General features: G+C 72.0%; 11 protein-coding genes and 2 pseudogenes. 7 read left to right on the plus strand and 6 right to left on the minus strand.

Translation table 11 applies throughout. The features are described 5' to 3' along the window. Window positions 1–39: 39 nt before the first annotated feature. The 3 genes and pseudogenes from ABEA82_RS25515 to ABEA82_RS25525 all read left to right on the plus strand — a co-directional run bounded on the left by ABEA82_RS25515 (window position 40) and on the right by ABEA82_RS25525 (window position 3,091). Window positions 40–1,632, plus strand: coding sequence for a purine-cytosine permease family protein (locus ABEA82_RS25515; RefSeq protein WP_345663987.1), 1,593 nt, complete (start codon window positions 40–42; stop codon window positions 1,630–1,632). Between the two features lie 41 nt (window positions 1,633–1,673). Next, a pseudogene (locus ABEA82_RS25520) lies at window positions 1,674–1,847 on the plus strand (alpha/beta hydrolase); the annotation flags it as partial. Between the two features lie 74 nt (window positions 1,848–1,921). Next, window positions 1,922–3,091 (plus strand): lactate 2-monooxygenase, encoded by a 1,170-nt coding sequence (locus tag ABEA82_RS25525; protein WP_345663989.1) that lies wholly within the window; start codon window positions 1,922–1,924, stop codon window positions 3,089–3,091. 60 nt (window positions 3,092–3,151) lie between these two features. Here ABEA82_RS25525 and ABEA82_RS25530 read toward each other — a convergent pair whose 3' ends face one another. From ABEA82_RS25530 to ABEA82_RS25540, 3 genes are all read right to left on the minus strand, one after another. After that, entirely contained in the window at window positions 3,152–4,804 is a 1,653-nt protein-coding gene (locus tag ABEA82_RS25530; protein WP_345663991.1) for an RICIN domain-containing protein, read from the minus strand. 310 nt (window positions 4,805–5,114) lie between these two features. Further along, window positions 5,115–5,492, minus strand: a complete 378-nt coding sequence (locus tag ABEA82_RS25535) for a toxin Doc (protein WP_345663992.1) — start codon at window positions 5,490–5,492, stop codon at window positions 5,115–5,117. A gap of 3 nt (window positions 5,493–5,495) precedes the next feature. Further along, window positions 5,496–5,741: a hypothetical protein gene (locus ABEA82_RS25540; protein ID WP_345663993.1), complete on the minus strand. Its 246-nt coding sequence runs from the start codon at window positions 5,739–5,741 to the stop codon at window positions 5,496–5,498. A gap of 140 nt (window positions 5,742–5,881) precedes the next feature. On the opposite strand from ABEA82_RS25540, the pseudogene ABEA82_RS25545 reads away from it, so the two are divergent. After that, window positions 5,882–6,194: pseudogene (locus ABEA82_RS25545) on the plus strand (RNA polymerase subunit sigma-24); the annotation flags it as partial. 42 nt (window positions 6,195–6,236) lie between these two features. On the opposite strand, the gene ABEA82_RS25550 reads toward ABEA82_RS25545, so the two are convergent. From ABEA82_RS25550 to ABEA82_RS25560, 3 genes are all read right to left on the minus strand, one after another. After that, window positions 6,237–7,028 (minus strand): alpha/beta fold hydrolase, encoded by a 792-nt coding sequence (locus ABEA82_RS25550; RefSeq protein WP_345663994.1) that lies wholly within the window; start codon window positions 7,026–7,028, stop codon window positions 6,237–6,239. Window positions 7,029–7,104: 76 nt separating this feature from the next. Continuing rightward, window positions 7,105–9,348: a glycoside hydrolase family 9 protein gene (locus ABEA82_RS25555; protein WP_345663995.1), complete on the minus strand. Its 2,244-nt coding sequence runs from the start codon at window positions 9,346–9,348 to the stop codon at window positions 7,105–7,107. A gap of 157 nt (window positions 9,349–9,505) precedes the next feature. Continuing rightward, a complete protein-coding gene (locus ABEA82_RS25560) occupies window positions 9,506–12,601 on the minus strand; it encodes a glycoside hydrolase family 2 TIM barrel-domain containing protein (protein WP_345663996.1) in 3,096 nt (1,031 codons plus the stop codon). 257 nt (window positions 12,602–12,858) lie between these two features. On the opposite strand from ABEA82_RS25560, the gene ABEA82_RS25565 reads away from it, so the two are divergent. The 3 genes from ABEA82_RS25565 to ABEA82_RS25575 all read left to right on the plus strand — a co-directional run bounded on the left by ABEA82_RS25565 (window position 12,859) and on the right by ABEA82_RS25575 (window position 16,953). Continuing rightward, window positions 12,859–15,243, plus strand: coding sequence for a SpoIIE family protein phosphatase (locus ABEA82_RS25565; protein WP_345663997.1), 2,385 nt, complete (start codon window positions 12,859–12,861; stop codon window positions 15,241–15,243). Window positions 15,244–15,375: 132 nt separating this feature from the next. Continuing rightward, window positions 15,376–15,630: a DUF4232 domain-containing protein gene (locus tag ABEA82_RS25570; RefSeq protein ID WP_345663999.1), complete on the plus strand. Its 255-nt coding sequence runs from the start codon at window positions 15,376–15,378 to the stop codon at window positions 15,628–15,630. A 96-nt stretch (window positions 15,631–15,726) separates the two neighbouring features. Further along, the gene (locus tag ABEA82_RS25575) at window positions 15,727–16,953 is read left to right on the plus strand and encodes an arsenic transporter (protein ID WP_425588552.1); all 1,227 of its coding nucleotides are present in this window, start codon (window positions 15,727–15,729) and stop codon (window positions 16,951–16,953) included. Window positions 16,954–16,973: the final 20 nt, after the last annotated feature.

The raw sequence follows: 16,973 nt of genomic DNA on the forward strand, positions 1-16,973 counted from the left end.
CACCCCGCGCTCCACCGTCCCGTCCCCGCTGGAGCCCCCTTGTCCCCGTCGGCCGACCACCCCTCCCCCGCCCCGGCTCCCCCGTCCCTGACGGAAGTGGAGACCCACGGCGTCGACCGCATCCCCGACGCGGAACGCACCGCGACCCCGCTCGACCTCTTCCGGCTGGCCTTCGGCGGTGCCAACACCTTTTCCACGTGCGTCCTCGGCGCCTTCCCGATCCTGTTCGGGCTGTCCTTCCGCCAAGGTCTCGCGGCCACGCTCCTCGGGGTCGTGGCAGGTGCGCTGATCCTGTGCCCGATGGCGGTGTTCGGCCCGGCCAACGGGACCAACAACGCCGTGTCGTCGTCCGCGCACCTGGGGGTGCACGGCCGTGTGGTCGGCTCGTTCCTGTCGCTGCTGACGGCCGTCGCGTTCTTCTCCATCTCGGTGTGGAGCTCCGGCGACGCCCTGGTCGGCGGCGCCCACCGGCTCTTCGGCCTCGGCCGGGACGACCTGTCCTACGCCGTCGCCTACGCGCTGTTCGCGGTGCTGGTCCTCGCGGTGTGCGTGTACGGCTTCCGGTTCATGCTCTTCGTCAACAAGATCGCGGTGACTTCGGCGAGTGCGCTGTTCCTGCTCGGTGCCGTGGCGTTCGCGGGTGACTTCGACCCCTCGTACGCGGGTGTCTTCACCGACTCGGCCGACGCGGAGACGACGGCCCTGTTCTGGCCGTCGTTCATCGGGTCGGCGCTGATCGTGCTGTCGAACCCGGTGTCGTTCGGGGCGTTCCTCGGCGACTGGTCGCGCTACATCCCGGCGAGCACACCGCGCCGGAAGGTGATGGGCGCGGCGTTCCTGTCGCAGCTCGCGACGCTGCTGCCGTTCCTGTTCGGCCTGACGACCGCGAGCATCATCGCGGACAAGGCGCCGGAGTACGTCGATCCGGCGACCCCCGACTTCGTGGGCGGGCTGCTCGCGATCTCGCCGGGCTGGTTCTTCCTGCCGGTCTGCCTGCTCGCGCTGATCGGCGGCCTGGCGACGGGCACGACGGCGCTGTACGGAACGGGGCTCGACTTCTCGTCGGTGTTCCCGAGGCTGTCCCGGGTCCAGGCGACGCTGCTGGTCGGCGTGTTGTCGATCGCGTTCATCTTCGCCGGCCGGTTCGGCCTCGACCTCGTACGGTCCATCTCGACCTTCGCCACGGTGATCATCACCTGCACCACGCCGTGGATGGTCGTGATGATGCTGGGCTACTGGACGCGGCGCGGCTGGTACGACCCGGAGGCGCTCCAGGTCTTCAACCGCCGTCAGCGCGGCGGCCGTTACTGGTTCGCACACGGCTGGAACTGGCGGGGCATGACCGCCTGGTGGGTCTCGGCACTGCTCGGTGTCCTGTTCACCAACATCCCCGGGCAGTTCGTCGGCCCGTTCGGCGACCTGGCGAACGGCATCGACATCAGCCTGCCGCTGTCGCTGCTCGTGGCGGCGGTGCTGTTCCTGACACTGCTGCGGCTGTTCCCCGAACCCCGGGCGGTGTACGGCCCCGAGGGCGCCCGGCTGGCCAGGACCGTCGACACACCGGTGCCGCCGATCACCGGGCCCGGGGGCGAGGGGCGGTTGTCAGACCCCTCGGCCGAATTGCCGGCATGACCGACTTCGTACTGGTGGCGGGGGCGTGGCTCGGGGCGTGGGAGCAGATCGCCCGGATCGTGAACGGCGCGACCCCGCATCCGGGCGCCACGGTGGCTGAACTGCTCAGGAGCGACCGCTGGGAGCTGATCCACATGGACACCGGCCACTGGCCGATGTTCTCCGAGCCTCGCGAACTGGCCCGCGTCCTGCACGAGTCGGCGAGCCGACCCTGATCACCCGGGCCCGCCTACCGGTCGGTATGGTCGGCGTACTGCGCGTTCTCAGCGACGAGAGGCGGTTGCCTACGGTGGGCAGGCACTGGGCGGACTTCCAGTACGAGATCTATCTGAACGGGATGACGGGTGCCGTACCGCGGCTGCCCACCGATCTGACGCGGCTGGAGGAGCTGACCGAGCGGCGGCTCGGGCCCGGGCCGGTCGGTTATGTGGCGGGCAGCGCCGGGAACGGCAGCACCGCGCGTGCCAACCGGGCGGCCCTGGAGCGCCGCCGGATCGTGCCGCGCGTGCTGCGGGACGTGCACGAGCGGGACCTGTCGGTCGAGGTGCTGGGCCGGACCCTGCCGGCTCCGCTGGCGCTCGCCCCGGTCGGGGTGCTGTCGATCATGCACCCCGAGGCAGAGACCGCCGCGGCGCGGGCGGCCGCCGCCCAGGGCGTGCCTTTCGTCCTGTCGTCCGCGTCGAGCACGCCCCTGGAGCAGGTCGCCGAGGCCATGGGCGACGCCGAGCGGTGGTTCCAGCTGTACTGGCCCAGGGACCCGGAGGTGGCCCGCAGTTTCCTGAACCGGGCCGGGGCGGCCGGTTTCGGCGTGCTCGTCGTCACCCTGGACACGCCGCTGCTGGCGTGGCGGCCCCGCGATCTCGACCAGGCCTATCTGCCGTTCCTGCACGGCGTCGGCACGGCCAACTACTTCTCGGATCCGGCCTTCCAGGCGGGTCTGGCCAAGCCGGTGCACGAGGATCCGAACGCGGCCGTGATGCATTTCGTCCAGATGTTCGCCGACCCGGCCAAGACCTGGCCGGACCTGGCGTTCCTGCGGGAGAACTGGGACGGCCCTATCGTCCTCAAGGGCGTCCTGCACCCGGACGACGCCCGGCAGGCGGCGGAGGCGGGCATGGACGGCGTGGTCGTCTCCAACCACGGCGGGCGCCAGGTGGCCGGTTCCCTTGCGGCGGCCGACGCGCTGCCCCGTGTGGCGGAGGCCGTCGGGGACCGGCTCACCGTGCTCTTCGACAGCGGCGTCCGCACCGGCGACGACATCTTCAAGGCGCTCGCCCTCGGGGCCCGGGCCGTCCTCGTCGGCCGGCCGTACGTCTACGGCCTCGGCCTCGACGGCGGGCCCGGTGTCGAGCACGTCATCCGCTGTCTGCTGGCCGAACTCGATCTCACCCTGGCCCTGTCGGGCCACGCCACGCCGAGCACGGTCGGTCCGGCCGACCTCGCCGACGGCCCGGTCTGACCGGTGGGCCGCGCGGTGCCCTCACCGCGCGGCCCACCGGTCAGACCGGGGGTGCCGTGCTCACTGCGTCCGGCCGTCCGGCAGGGTCACCTGTCGTGCCGTCGGGTCGTCCTGCTCCTCGATCGACAGCGAACCCGCCGTCGTGGGCACGGGCTCCGGCTGCCAGCGCTGGCCGTCGGAACGGTCCCTGACCTTGACGACGATGTCGGCGTCCGGGTCGCCGTCGGTGGAGGTCAGGGCGAGCTGCTCGTCCCACCGCGGCAGCAACTCCCCCCGCACGGTGAGGTCGTAGCGCACGTCGTCGGCCCGCTCGTCGTCGTCCTCGGCGCAGGTGCCGAGAACGACGACACCGGCGTCCTTGTGCGAGTCCAGGCACAGGCCGGGATCGGCGACGCTGCGCAGCAGCCCGTCGTTCTCGTACGTCCACTGCTGGGTCCACACCGTCGAGCACTCCGCCAGCTTCGTCCCGGAGCCCTCCTTCGGCAGGTCCCGGACGTCGAGGCACAGGTCGGCGCCGGCGTTGCGCAGCCGCGTCACGCCCTGCGCCGTGGGCAGCTTGGCCGTGCCGGGCGGCGTCCTGGACTCCGTACCGCCCGCTTCGGCGGCGCTGTTGGAGCCGGCCGGGTCGGCGTGTCCGCCGTCGTACGACGACGCGCTGAGGATGAGCACTGTCGCCAGCACGCCGGCCGACACCGCACCGACGCCCGAGAGGAGCGCCCGGGAGGAGCGCAGCGCGTCGGGGATCCGGGTACCCGGCACCCGGCGTGCGGGCATGGGAATCCGGGACAGTACACGGTGGCGTCCGACGGTCAGCCGCCCGTCGCCCCGTCGCCCGCCACCGCGCCGGCCGCCGCGGCCGCTCCGGTTGCCGTGCGAGGCCCGGCCCGGACGCGAGTCGAGGTAGCGGCGCACGCCCCAGCCGAGCACGGCCTCGGCGATCAGCGGGCCCAGTCCGCCCTCGAAATGACTCAGTTGCTCGGCCGCGTTCCGGCAGTAGCGGCACTCCGCCAGGTGCTCCTGGACATCGGGCAGCAGTACGCCACCCCGACGGATCGGCACATCGAGGAGGCGGTTGTAGAACCGGCAATCCTGGGTCGGCGCGAGTTCGCTGTGGGCGCGTACACAACCCTCGCGGAATTTGTCACGCGCCTGTTCGAGCGCGGCCGACGCGATCTCGGTGTCCATGCCCAGCAGACCGGCTGGGACGGTTAAAGGATCTGCCTCGACCTCGACATGCCACAGCAAACAGCGCGCCGCTGCGGGAAGTGCCTGAAATGCCCGCTCCGCGAGGACACGGTTTTCGGGCGTCATGGACGTCGCCGCACGCAGCCCACGCCCTCCGGCGGGTTTCTGCAACGCCGGGAGGACGGCGGATATTCGATCGTCGCCGGACCACTCACGGATCGTGTCGCGCACGGTCACCAGCAGGGCCGGGCGCAGCGCGACGGCCGACTCGCCGAAGGCGAGGCGGTTGAGGGTCCGGTGGAAGGCGGTCCCGGTGACCATCGTGGCGACCTGCGCCGACGAGGCCAGACAGATGACCGCGTAGTCGTGCACCGGCTGCCAGTGCCGCGCCATCAGCAGGGCGGTCGAATGGGCGGCGACCTCGCCCTTCGGGGTGCCTCTGAGTGGGGCGGCCAGGGATTCGTCGGAGTCCCCGGGATCCCCGCCGGGCGGGGGATACGGGGGACGAGGGGGGTGGGGGGTGGGCACTGAGGTGGTTCCTTCCCACGCGCATGTGACACACGGAAGTCCTGACGCCGAAAAAAGGAGCCCGGTTGGTGCGTACCTCTTTTGGCGCGGCGCGGGAGGTGCGAATTCGCCGACGGCGAATCGGACCCGGTCAACAAAACACGTGCGACACCCGGCCATTCCCCCCGCACGCGTGTTTCACTCTTGCACAACCCCCACACGACCAACAAGGCGCCTGTGCAACATCCGGCCCATTGACAGAAAGTCAGAAAGGGGAACGAACAGCCGCCACTCGCACCGGTTTTCGACATTTCGCTGCATCGCGGGTCCCTCAGATCTGCCAGGAGCGCAACCGGTCCGCGGCTCCGTAGACGTCGGTCGTGCCGGACATCAGGTCGCGGGCGAGGTCGACGAGGGCACCGTAGGGCGGGTCGATCCCGACGCCGCTGACGAACATGTACGCCACGGCGGTCGCACAGGCGAAGCGGGCGTTGGCCGAGGGCAGCGGCCGCAGCACGGCGAGGGTGTGCAGCAGCGCGGCGGCCCGCCAGGCGGCGTCGGAGTCGACCCCGAGACGCGGCGGGTCGACGCGGTGCCGGGCGACCGCGGCGACCAGCGAGGAGAAGTCGTTGACGGTGGGCTGGTCCGGGAGGACCTCTTCATGCCGCTGGAGCAGCCAGGGCACGTCGATGTGGATGACGGGTGCCATCGCTCAGGCGGCCCGCCCTTCGCCCTTGCCGGGCGATTCGTCGTCGGGAAAGGCGGCGGCGAACTCGTCGGCGTGGGTCGCGAAGAACCGGCGGAACGCCTCCGCACCCTCCTGCAGAGCGCGGTGGCGGGCTATGTCGGCCGCGGCGGCCTCGCGCACGAGCGCCTTCATGGACGTACCGCGCTCCTTGGCGATCTGCCGCAGATCCTCAAGTTCGCGGTCGCTGAACTCCACGTTGAGAGCTGGCATGCCCTTCACGGTACCGCTCGGGTACTGACTCGTAAATACCACCAGCTCAGAGGCAGTCTCAAAGGGTACCGTGAGGGGTTTGCCGCTGGCCAGTCACCGAGATCTGCGTCACATCGCAGCGCCTGATGTCACATCCCGGGCCCCGACGCGGCTGTCCGCGGGTGCGGCGGGAGGCGACCGGGCGGTTCGTGCGGGCGGCGCTCGGCGGGGACATCGCCGAGCTGATGGAGGTCCTCGCGCCGGACGTCACGGCCTGGTCGGACGCCGGCTGCAAGCGCCGGCCGGCGAGTCTGCGCCCGGTGCACGGCCGGGACAAGGTGGCCCGCCTGATCACCAACGGCCGGGGCGGCCCGGGCCGTCCCGTCTGGCGCCCCCGAGGGCGACCGGGTGCGGGGCATCTACGTCGTGGCCAACCCGGACAAGCTGGCGCACGCGCCCCAGGAGACGGTCTGAGCACGGGAGGCGAGGAAGTACCCGCGTCTGTGGCCCGGCCGCTCAGGACGGGGGACGGCAGAACTCCCGGACGGTCCGGTTGAACGTCTCCGGCGCCTCGACGTTGCTGAGGTGCCCGACACCGGGGAGCACCACCAGCGTGGCCCGCGGGATCGCTTCGAGGAGCGGGCGGGCCACCTGCTCCACCGGGGAGCGCGAGTCGAGTTCCCCCCACAGCAGCAGCGTCGGCACCTCGATCCTGGGCAGCAGGTCGCGCTGGTCGGCCTCCGCCATGATGGTGAGCTCGGTCCGCATGCTCCCGCGGCGGGTGTCCGCCGACATCAGGGACAGCATGCGGACGGCTTCGGCGGGTGGCCGGCCCGCGAACAGGCCCGGCATGGTGGGCGCGAACTCCGCGTCCGGGACGTCGAGCATCCGCTCCGCCCCCTCGACCCGCGCCCGCACCTCCGCGGCGGGCAGCGAGCCCTTCCAGCCGGCGTAGGTGTCGACGAGGACCAGTGTCCTGACGAGTCCGGCGTGGTGCCGGTAGAGCTCCAGCACCACGGTTCCGCCCCAGCCCACACCCACCACATGGGCCGGGCCGAGACCGACGTCCTCGACGACGGCCGCAAGACAGCGGGCGTAGTCCGCGAGGACGAAGGAGGGCGACACGTCGGAGGACCGGCCGGAGCCCGGCTCGTCCCAGGCGATCACGGTGAACTCGTCGGCCAGGTCGGCCACCTGCGCACGCCACAGGCGGGCGTCCGTCATGGCGCCGTGCACGAGCACCAGAGGCGGGCCCTGGCCCACCCGGTCGTAGGCGACCTCGATGCCGTCTACCCGCACCGCGTGCATGACACCAGGCTACGCGCGGGTGCCGGGGGCGTCCTGTCGGCGGACTCCCCCGGCACCCTGGCACGGCGTCCGGCTCCTACCCCTGGTCCGCCACGAAGGAGGCCATGCGGGTCAGGGCGGCGTTCCAGTTGATCGTGTGCTCGTTGGTCGACCAGGACTGGATGTCGTCGATGTAGCAGAACTGGCCTACGCAGCCCTGGAGTTTGCTCTGCGCGTAGGGGTCCTGGATGCTCGAGTTGGGTCCGCCTGCGAGGGTGCCCGCCGGCGGGTTCGGCAGACCGGGGTCGAGCTGGCGGGCGTACCAGCGGCTGTGCTGGTTGTGGGAGCTGACCTCGCCGTAGCCGGTGACGTAGGAGATGTTCAGCGCGTTGCGGCCCAGGATGTAGTCCATGGTCTGGAGCGCGCCGTCCCGGTACTTCGAGGCGCCGGTGATGTCGTAAGCGGTGGCGAGGACGACGGCGTTGTTGAGGACCTGGTGGCTGGAGCCCCAGTCGTACGTGTTGCCGTCCGGCGCGTACGGCATGCCGTAGGGCTGGGCCTTCAGGGTGGCCAGGTAGCGGTCGGCGCCCCCCACGACGGACTGGCGCACCTTGTCCCGGCCGGGCAGCTTGTTCGGCACGGTCGCGAGGTCGAGGCGGCCGGCCGCGCCGGTGCGGGCCCAGTCGAAGCCGACGGGCTTGAAGAGGTCGGCCGTGTGGACCGGGGACTTCAGGACGTACTCCTCGAACTGCTTCTCCCCCGTGCTGAGGTAGAGCTCGGCCGCCGCCCAGTAGAAGTCGTCGGTCACGTCGCTGTCGGCGTAGGCGCCGCCGCCGACGCCGTCGCTGTCGGAGGCGTAGCGGTCGGGGTGCGCGAGCGCCGCCGACCAGGCCTTGCGGGCTGCGGCCAGCGAGGTGTCGGCGAAGGCCTTATCGTAGGGGCGGTAGAGGCGGGCCGCCTGTGCGGCCGTGGCCGCGAGGTTCAGGGTGGCGGCGGTGGACGGCGGGTGCAGCTCGCGCTTCTGCGGGTCGTCGCCGGGCAGCAGCGGCAGGCCGGTCCACTGCTCGTCGTGCATCTTGTGGTGGGCCATGCCGGCCAGCGGCTTGCCGTCGGGCACCTGCATCCTCAGCAGGAACTCCAGCTCCCAGCGGGCCTCGTCGAGGATGTCCGGCACCTTGTTGCCGCTCTCCGGAATGGCGAGGCTGCCGTCGCCGAGCTTGCTGGCGTCACCGGTGCGGGCGTGCAGCGCGCGTTCGTAGGTGCTCAGCACCTCCCAGGTGGAGATGCCGCCGTTGACGACGTACTTGCCGTGGTCGCCGGCGTCGTACCAGCCGCCGCTGACGTCCAGGGAGTAGTCGCAGACGCCCGGCTGGCACGGCACGTCCGTGTCGCCCCTGTTGGGCGCCACCCCCACGTGTCCGGCCCGGCGGCCGTAGCCGGGCCGCAGGTCGTCGCGGATCTCGATGCCGCTGCGCTGGGTGTAGTAGTACTTCGCCGAGTCGAGGCGGAGCCGCTCGTAGGCGCTCGCGTCGATGTCGAACGGGCGGCTGGTCTCACCGTCGGCGACCAGGGTGAAGCCTTTGCCCTTGGTGCGGTACGCGCCGAAGTCGATCGAGTGGACGTTCTGCCCGGACGAGGCGTCGACGCCCCGGGGCAGGGTCGTACCCCGGGTGACCACGGTGCCGCGTGCGTTCTTGAGCGCCCAGGGCAGTTTCGCCGTGGCGTCGGTGACCAGGGTGGCGTTCTTAGGCCCGGCGGGCAGGTAGGCGACCTGGTTGACCCGGACCCGGGGGCCCGTGTCCGGCTCGTACGGCTCCGGCGCGACCCCGCCGAGCAGCGAGACGTCGTCCATGCAGAAGCGCCAGGCGTCCGCACTGCCGCCGAGTTGGAAGCCGACCTGGCCCTGAGCGGTGTCGACGGGCGAGGTGAAGGTGTAGGTGTAGGTGTCGCCCGAGACGCTGAGCTGCGGTGTCACCTCATAGTAGGTGTCGTACGGCGACACCGACAGACCCACGATCGCCCGCACCACGTGCCCGGCGGGTGTCCCGGTCGCCTGGAAGGAGAGGCGGTACGACTCCCCCTTCACCAGGGTGATGTCGTTCTGCCCGACGGCGGCGTCCCAGCGGTTGGCGGTGCCGCCGGGGACGTCGGCGCAGAGCCGGCCGTCGGACAGGCCCTTGGTGACGTTGCTGGTCGCCCACCAGGGGTCGGTGGTGGTGTCGAAGGTGCCGTTCCTGACCTGCTCGATCTCTTCGGCCCCGGCCGGTGCGGAGGGCAGCGCGGTGAGCGCGGTCGCCAGGAGGGCCGTCAGGGACAGCAGGGCGGTTCTGCGTCGTTTCACGTCTGGGCTCCTCTGGGGGAGGGGCGGGTGGCGCTCGCCGTGGGAGCGCTCCCAGAAGCGGACGCTGGCCATGGTTGTGGCTGATGTGACGTCCCGTCAACGGTCCGGACAGGACTGGCTCCCGGGCCGTCCGTCCGGACCGTCGCACGGGTCGGGCTCAGGCGGTCGGCAGCTCCAGTCGGCTGACGCGGATCGCGCCCTTCGCCTCGTCGGGGTGGCGGCTCGTCATCGTGAGCCGGATCCGGGAGCCGCGGACGGCCCCGAAGGTGATCACGGTCGGGGTGTCGGAGGCGGTGGCCCAGTCGATCGTGATGTCCGGCACGTCCCGCCAGCCCCGGCCGTCCCACACCGCCACCTCGACCGTCGCGGGCAGGCTGTGCGTCGCGTCCACCGTGAAGGAGACGTCGGCCCGGTCGAAGCCGCGGGTGCGTCCGTGGTCGACCGAGACCCAGTCCTCGGCGCGGGCGCCGTCGAAGGCGGGCAGCAGGGCCGTGGCCTGCTTGAGGAAGCCGTTGGACCAGCCGGTGGCCGGGTCGCCGTCGAGCATGGCGGCGGGCAGCGAGTCCGGGCGGCCGGAGTAACTGGCGTCCGCGTGCGGGTAGTCGAAGGGGGCCGGGTGCTCCGGCGCGAAGACGGGCGGGGCGGTCTCGGCCCGGTCCGCGGCCCTGGTGGCCCGTACGGTGGCCGTGCCGGTGCGCAGGCCGTCGGCACGGGCGGTCACCTTCACCGTGCCCGCCTCGGTGCCGGACCGGACGACGGCGAGGGCCTTGCCGTGGAAGGCGGTGCGGGTGCTCGCCTGGTAGCGCTCGGCGCTCTCCTGGCGGCCGTTGTCCAGCCCGGCGAGGGAGCCGCCCGCCACCTCGAAGGAGAGCAGGTGTTCCGCGTCGGGCACCACGACCCCGCGCCGGTCGACCACCTCGGCGGTCACGAAGACCAGCGAACGCCCGTCGGCGGCGAGGGAGTCGCGGTCCGGGGTCAGCCGGATCGCGTGCGGGGCGCCGGCGGTGCGCAGCACGTCGGTGGCGACCACCCTGCCGTCCCGCCGCGCGACGGCCTTCAGCTCGCCCGGCTCGAAGGGCACCTTCCAGGTCAGGTGGAGCTTGCCCGCGCTGCCGTTCGGGCTGGTGTAGCTGCCGGGGTGGGGGCCGTCGGTGAAGGTCTTGTCGTCGCCGGTCGCCTCGGTCGTCTCCAGGTACGTGCGGCCGTCGGCGGTCTTCTTGGTGTCGAACCGCCGGACGCCCAGGGACTTGCCGTTGAGGAACAGCTCGACGGTGGCGACGTTGGCGTAGGCCCAGACCTCGACCGTGTCGCCCTCGGCGTGGTTCCAGGTCATCGGCAGCAGGTGGACCATCGGCTCATCGGTCCACTGGCTCCGGAAGAGGTAGTACATGTCCTTCGGGAAGCCCGCGGTGTCGACCGCGCCGAAGAAGGACGCCTTCACCGGGAAGACGTCGTACGGCGTGGGCTCCCCGATGTAGTCGATGCCCGACCACAGGAACTGCCCGGCGAACCACTTGCGGTCCCGGTCCTTCTTGTGGCCGTACTCGCCGCTCATGGTCCAGGAGGCGAGGTTGTTGTCGTAGGAGGAGGTCGCGCGCCTGCCGGGTGTGTGGTTCTCGCCGGTGTTGAGGTGCTCCGGCTCCTGGTACGCGCCGCGGCTCGAGGTCTCCGAGGAGGACTCGGACTCGAAGAGGAAGAGGTGCGGGTAGGCCTCGTGCAGCTGGTCCACCGACTTCGCGGTGTTGTAGTTGAGGCCGAGGCCGTCCAGCTTGGCCAGCATCAGATCGGCCGCTGAGCCCTTGGCGGGGAGGCGGCGGTATTTGTCGGAGCCGATGACCAGCGGGCGGGTGTCGTCCGCGGCCCTGATCGCCTCGATGATCCGGTCGGCCATGGCGAGGCCGGCGGTGGAGGTGGAGTCGGGGACCTCGTTGCCGATGGACCACATCAGCACGGCGGGCGAGTTGCGGGCCGCCCGCACCATCTCGGTGGCGTCCCGCTCGCACCACGCGTCGAAGAACCGCCCGTAGTCGTAGGGGTTCTTGCCTGTGCGCCAGCAGTCGAACGCCTCCACCAGCAGGACGATGCCCAGTTCTTCGCAGACCTGGATCACCTCGGGCGCGGGCGGGTTGTGGGAGGTGCGCAGGGCGTTGACACCCATGGACCGCATGATCTCGAGCTGCCGCCGGACGGCGTCCTTGCTGACGGCGGCGCCGAGTGCGCCGAGGTCGTGGTGGAGGTCGACGCCCTTCAGCTTGTGGTGGACGCCGTTGAGGAAGAAGCCCTCGTCCGGGTCGAAGCGGAAGGTGCGGAAGCCGAAGACCGTGCGGTGGGTGTCGGTGGTTCTGCCGCCGACGCGCAGTTCGGTGTGCAGGCTGTAGCGGTGCGGGGCGTCGATGTCCCACCGTTCGGGGCGCCGGACGACCAGCTCATGGGTCTCGGTCGTCTCGTCGTCGACGGTGACCGTGGAAGAGGTGCGGGCGACCGTCCGGCCCTTCGGGTCGACGATCCGGGAGACGACCTCGACGGCCGCGCCGGTGCCCGACGCGTCGACGACCGTCGTCTCGACGCGTACGGCGGCCCGCTCGGCGGAGATCTCGGGCGTGGTGACGCGGGTGCCCCAGCGGGCCACGTGCACCGGCTCGGTGATCACCAGACGGGCCTCGCGGTAGATGCCGCTGCCCGAGTACCAGCGGCTGCTGGGGAGCCGGTTCTGGACCTTGACCGCGATCACGTTCGGTGTGGTGCCGTCGGTGTGCACCAGATCAGTCAGGTCGAAGGCGAAGCCGGTGTAGCCGTAGGGGTGGCGGCCGGCCTCCTCGCCGTTGCAGTAGACGTAGGAGTCCATGTAGACGCCGTCGAACTCCACCGAGATCCGCTTCCCCGTGAGCTCGGACGGCAGGGTGAAGGCGAGGCGGTACCAGCCGAGGCCGCCGGGGAGGAAGCCGGTGCCGCTGGTGGTGCCGTGCTCGGTGGTGGGGGTCTGCTCGATGCTCCAGTCGTGCGGTACGGCGACCTCGCGCCAGCGCGAGTCGTCGTACCCGGGAAGTGCCGCGTCGGCATACGCGCCGGTCGGGTCGGTGATCCCGCCGGGATTCACCAGCGCGAAGCGCCAGCCGTCGCGCAAGGCGACGGTGCGGCGGCCGGACCCACCACGCACCTCTCCGGCGGCCCACGCCTCCGGGGCGCTCAGCAGCGCTCCCGCCGTGGGCGCCGCCGCGGACGCGAGCAAGACCGATCTGCGAGTGACCGACATGACGGCTCTCCCTCACTAAGTCCCAGAAGTACTCACAACTGATCGTGAACAAACAGATTCTGTCGAGCCGTCACACAGACCCGTCAAGGGTGCGGCAGCGCCCTTCTGTCCCGGACGCCACATCGGCTGGTTCCGTACCTTGACCGTCCGGTGCCGGGTGGCACGGGGGTTACCGGTTCGTGCGGGGCGCCTACGGACTAGGCTGGAACTCTGGTGGCCTCCCTGATCACTGTGAGTGTCCGTATGGAGTGGCGACGATGAGTCCGGACGAGCCGTTCGACGAGGGCGTGGCCGCCCGTGCCGTCATCGCCGCCGACGGGACGCTCACCGGGTGGAGCGAGGGCGCCCGCCGTCTACTGGGCCACGCGGCGGACGAGGTCGTGGGCCGTCCGGCCACCGATCTGCTGGCCGACGGCGCGATCCCGCCGCCCGTGCCGGAACAGGGCCGCTGGAGCGGCGAGCTCACCCTGCGCCACCGCGACGGCCACACGGTCTCCGCGTGGGTGCTGGCCCACCGCAGACCGCCGGAAGGGCCTGAGGCGGTCGAATGGGTCGCCGTGTCGCCGCCGGAGGCCGCCGAGGCGGAGCTGCCGGACGACCCGCTGGTGCGGGCGTCCCTGACGCAGTCCCCCTGCGCCACGATGATCTTCGACGAGCGGCTGCGGCTGCGCGGCGTCAACGACGCCATGGCGGACCTCCTCGGGATGCCCGCCGACCGCCTGCGGGGGCTGACGCCCACCGAGATCGGCAGCCGACCGCAGAACAGGGAGTTCGAGGAGAATCTGCGCCGGGTGCTCAGCACCGGGCGGCGGCAGGACATGCAGGTGTACATGAAGGCCAGCGGCGAGACCCGGGGCGCGCACGCCTGGCTGGCGCGGATCGCGCCGCTCACCGACGACTCGGGCCGGGTACGGGGCCTCTGCGTGACCGCCCATGACTTCACCGACCAGTACCGGGCACGGGAGCGACTGCAACTGGTCAACGAGGCGAGCGTGCGCATCGGCACCACCCTCGACGTCACCCGTACGGCTCAGGAGCTGGCGGACGTGTGCGTCCCGGCGCTCGCCGACTTCGTCAGCGTCGACCTCCTCGACGCCCGGGAGCACGGCGGCGAGTCCATCGGCCCGCCGACGGCGCCGGTGAGTCTGCGCCGGGCCGCCCACCAGTCGGTCAACGCCCACAGTCCCGAGGCCGTGGCCAAGCCGGGGCAGGTGGACGTCTATCCGGAGAACTCCCCGCAGGCCGCCTCGCTGATCCTCGGCCACTCCATCGTGGCCTCGGGGCGGGACGGCGACCTGGAGCGGTGGCTGGCCTGGGACCCGGTCCGCTTCCGGCGCGTCCGCGAGTACGGCATACATTCCACGATGTCCGTGCCGCTCCAGGCCAGGGGCACGACCCTCGGGGTCGCGGTCTTCACCCGCTTCCGGCGTACCGAGGACTTCACCGCGGACGACGTGCTGCTGGCCGAGGAGGTCACGGCCCGGGCCGCCGTCTGCATCGACAACGCCCGTCGCTACTCCCGCGAGCGCGAGACGACCCTCACCCTCCAGCGCAGTCTGCTGCCCCGCAGCCTGCCGCGCACCGCGGCGGTGGAAGCGGCCTCCCGCTATCTTCCCGCCACCCGCTCCGGCGTGGGCGGCGACTGGTTCGACGTGATCCCGCTGTCCGGGATGCGGGTCGCCATGGTCGTCGGGGACGTCGTCGGCCACGGCATCCAGGCCTCGGCCACCATGGGCCGGCTGCGCACCGCCGTGCGCACCCTCGCCGACATCGACCTGGCCCCCGACGAACTGCTCACCCACCTCGACGACCTGGTCGTCCGGCTGTCCCAGGAGTCCGGGGGCGACTCCGGCACCGGGGAGGTGGGCGCGACCTGCCTGTACGCCGTGTACGACCCGGTGTCCCGGCGCTGCACCCTGGCCCGGGCCGGCCACCCGCTGCCCCTTCTGGTGCCGCCGGACGGCCCGGCCCGGCAGCTCGACCTGCCCTCCGGTCCCCCGCTCGGTGTCGGAGGTCTGCCGTTCGAGTGCGCCGAGGTGGAGCTGCGGGAGGGCAGCGTCCTGTCGTTCCACACGGACGGGCTGCTCGCGAGCCGCGAGCGGGACGTGGACGCGAGCCAGCGGATGCTCCACGAGGCCCTGTCGGCCCCCGCCGACTCCCTGGACGAGATCTGCGAGCGTGTGCTGCACACCCTGCTCCCGCCGGCCGGCTCCGCCGACGACGTGGCCCTGCTGCTGGCCCGTACCCGCGGACTGCCCGCCTCCCAGGTCGCGACCTGGGACATCCCCGCCGATCCGGCGCTGGTGGCGCCCATCCGCAAGCAGGTCGTCGACCAGCTCGACCAGTGGGCGCTGACCGAGGCCACGTTCACCGCCGAGCTCGTGGTGAGCGAGCTGGTCACCAACGCCATCCGCTACGGCGCCCCGCCGATACGGCTGCGGCTGATCCACGACGGGTCCACGCTGATCTGCGAGGTGTCCGACACCAACCACACGGCACCGCACCTGCGCCGGGCCAAGACCTGGGACGAGGGCGGCCGCGGTCTGCTCCTGGTCGCGCAGCTCACCCAGCGCTGGGGCAGCAGACACACTGCCGAGGGCAAGACGATCTGGGCGGAGCTGGAACTGCTCGACGAGCTCTGACCGTACGCTGCGGGCCGGCCGTTCTCCCTCCGCCCCGGCGGACACCCGGCAGGACATGGCGAACTCGTTCCACTTCGCACGCAGGGCGGCCTTGGGCGCGAGTGCGGCCGCGCTGCTCGGCACGCTCACCTCGTGCGGCACCGAGCCCCCGCGCAGAACACGGCGGCGCATCTGCCCGGCGGCACGGACACCGGCATCCGCTGCCACCACACCGCCGGGCTGTGCGCGTCCGTCGGCCGGATGGACCCCCGGGCGGGCCGGCGGAACTTCCCCGTGGTGCTGACCGACGTCTCCTCCCGGACCGGCATCCCGTACGGCTGTCCGGGCGCCGCGTTCGTCGACGCCTCCGGCAGGCAGCTGGGGCCCGCCCTGGCCACGGGGTCCTGACGGCGCTCTTACCGGCGCCTGGTTTCATGGGCGGGCACGACCTGACACGTCCCGGAGGACCCAGCCCTGAACACCCCGCTCGCCGAAGTCCTGTCCGTGACGCTGCTGGTGGCCGTACTCGTCTGGGCCGTCGCACGGCCCCGGGGGCTGCCCGAGGCCGTGCTGGCGGTCCCGGCCGCCGGGCTGGCCGTCGCCGTCGGCGTGATCTCTCCCGACCACGCGTGGCAGGAGATCCAGCGGCTGGGACCCGTGGTCGGTTTCCTCGCCGCGGTGCTGGTGCTCGCGCACTTCTGTGACGTCGAGGGATTGTTCACGGCGTGCGGGGCGTGGATGGCCCGCTGGGCCGCCGGGCGTCCCGGACGACTGCTGACCGCCGTGTTCGCGCTGGCCTCCGTCATCACGGCCGTGCTCAGCCTGGACGCCACGGTCGTCCTGCTGACACCGGTGGTGCTCGCCACCGCCACCCGGATGGGCGTCGCGGCCCGTCCGCACCTCTACGCCTGCGCCCATCTGTCGAACACCGCCTCGCTGCTGCTGCCGGTGTCGAACCTGACCAACCTGCTGGCGTTCGCGGCGAGCGGGCTGAGCTTCACCCGGTTCGCGGCCCTGATGGCGCTGCCCTGGCTCGTCGCGATCGGCGCCGAGTACCTGGTGTTCCGGCGCTTCTTCGACCGGGAGCTGACCGCTCCGCTCCCCTCCCCCGACCCTGCCCGACCCCCTGAGCTGCCGCTGTTCGCCCTGGTCACCGTGGCGTGCACACTCGCCGGGTTCGTCGTGGCCTCCGCCGTCGGGATCGCACCGGCGTGGGCCGCGCTGGCCGGAGCGCTGGTACTGGCCGGGCGGGCGCTGCTGCGGCGGCGTGCCACGCCCCTGACCGTGGTGCGGTCCGCGGCGCCGGCCTTCCTGGCGTTCGTGCTCGCGCTCGGCGTCGTCGTGCGCGCGGTGGTCGACCACGGGCTCGCCGACGCGCTCCACCGGGTACTGCCCGACGGCACGGGCCTGCTCACGCTGCTGGGCGTGGCCGCACTCGCCGCGGTCCTGGCGAACCTCATCAACAACCTGCCCGCGGTGCTGGTGCTGCTGCCGCTGACCGCGGGGGCCGGCCCCGGTGCCGTGCTCGCGGTGCTGCTCGGCGTGAACATCGGCCCCAACCTGACCTACGCCGGATCGCTGGCGACGCTGCTGTGGCGGCGGATCGTGCAGCAGCACGGGCACCGGGTGGGACTCGGGGAGTTCACCCGGCTCGGGCTGCTCGCCGTACCGGCGGCGCTGGTGCCGGCCGTGGTGGCGCTGTGGCTGTCGCTGCGCGTCTTCGGGGGCTGAGGAGCGATGGTCGGGCGGGC

The organism is Streptomyces venetus (genome assembly GCF_039540295.1).
Taxonomy (GTDB): domain Bacteria; phylum Actinomycetota; class Actinomycetes; order Streptomycetales; family Streptomycetaceae; genus Streptomyces; species Streptomyces venetus.

Bases quoted from the DNA above. Each gene is read 5' to 3' on its own strand.
- ABEA82_RS25560 (WP_345663996.1), bottom strand. From the start codon at position 12,601: ATGTCGGTCACTCGCAGATCGGTCTTGCTCGCGTCCGCGGCGGCGCCC.
- ABEA82_RS25540 (WP_345663993.1), bottom strand. From the start codon at position 5,741: ATGCCAGCTCTCAACGTGGAGTTCAGCGACCGCGAACTTGAGGATCTG.
- ABEA82_RS25550 (WP_345663994.1), bottom strand. From the start codon at position 7,028: ATGCACGCGGTGCGGGTAGACGGCATCGAGGTCGCCTACGACCGGGTG.
- ABEA82_RS25565 (WP_345663997.1), top strand. From the start codon at position 12,859: ATGAGTCCGGACGAGCCGTTCGACGAGGGCGTGGCCGCCCGTGCCGTC.
- ABEA82_RS25535 (WP_345663992.1), bottom strand. From the start codon at position 5,492: ATGGCACCCGTCATCCACATCGACGTGCCCTGGCTGCTCCAGCGGCAT.